The sequence below is a fragment of the Actinomycetospora succinea genome (genome assembly GCF_004363095.1).
In the GTDB taxonomy this organism is placed as follows: Bacteria; Actinomycetota; Actinomycetes; order Mycobacteriales; family Pseudonocardiaceae; genus Actinomycetospora; species Actinomycetospora succinea.
In genome coordinates this window covers 1-1,087 of the sequence record NZ_SNYO01000022.1, presented here as the reverse complement: position 1 = coordinate 1,087, position 1,087 = coordinate 1, and the positions used below count along the sequence as shown (strand labels likewise).

The window sequence follows — 1,087 nt, the reverse complement described above, 5'->3', positions numbered from 1 at the left end:
TGTACTGGGCCATCACGTTGGTGACAGGCGGGTGATCGGGGCTCGGCCGCGGCAGGCGGTGTGGGGACGTCGGGTGTTGTAGTACTCGATCCACGCGTCGAGGGCCATGGTTCGGGCTTGGTTGCTGGTGTAGGGGCGCCGGTAGGCCCATTCGCGGGCCAGGGTGCGGTTGAACCGTTCGACCTTGCCATTGGTCCACGGGCAGCGTGGCCGGATGAACTTCTGGACCGCGCCGAGTTCGTCGACCGCGGCGGCGAAGGCGCGGCAGCCGCGGTAGTTGCGGGCGTTGTCGGTGAGCACTCGCGCGATGTGCGGGATGCCGGCGGCGGCGAACGCGGCGGCCGCCCGGCTCACGAATCCCGCGCAGGTGGCGCCTTTCTCGTCGGGCAGCACTTCGGCGTAGGCCAGCCTGGAGTGGTCGTCGACCATGGCGTGGATGTAGTCGAACCCGATCCGGCGCTTTGAGCCGGGCCGGTGCTCGCGGCCGTGGACGCGCCAGCCGCCGCCGTCGGGGATGCGCCCGAGTTTCTTGACATCGACGTGCACCAGATCGCCAGGTTGGGGGTGCTCGTAGCGGCGGTCGCTGCGGCGGGTGGCGCGGATCGACTCGCCGGTGACCGGGTCGCAGTCGGCCAGCCGCGGCACCCCGTGACGCGCGAGGATCCGCGAGATCGTCCGCGCCGGCACCCCGGTCGAGGCGGCCAGGACTGCCGGGCCGGCCTGCTCGTGGTCGCGGGCGGCCAGCACGCGGGCTTCTGCGGTGTGCGGGGTTCGCGTCGGGCAGTGGTGCGGGCGGCTCGAGCGGTCGAGCAGCCCCGCCCACCCCTCGGCGTCGTAACGCTTGACCCACAGGTGCCCGCACTGGCGCGAGACCCCGAGCTCGGCAGCAACGTGGGAGATCGGGCGGCCATCAAAGCGGACACGGCGCACCAGCAGGATGCGCCCGTAGAAGGTCAGGCGGGCGTTAGCGTGCACGGGAAGGCCCTTCGTGGTGGGGCGGGCGGCGTCAGACACCCCCACCTCGCCCGAAGGGCCTTCCTCGTTCAATCAGCCACGCCGACCGTCACCAACGTCCTGGCCGAGTACA

General features: G+C 71.7%; 1 protein-coding gene. It reads right to left on the bottom strand.

Annotated elements, in window-relative coordinates:
* Positions 1–12 precede the first annotated feature (12 nt).
* On the bottom strand, positions 13–975 hold the full coding sequence (locus EV188_RS31290) for an IS481 family transposase (protein WP_133830265.1): 963 nt from the start codon (positions 973–975) through the stop codon (positions 13–15).
* Positions 976–1,087: the final 112 nt, after the last annotated feature.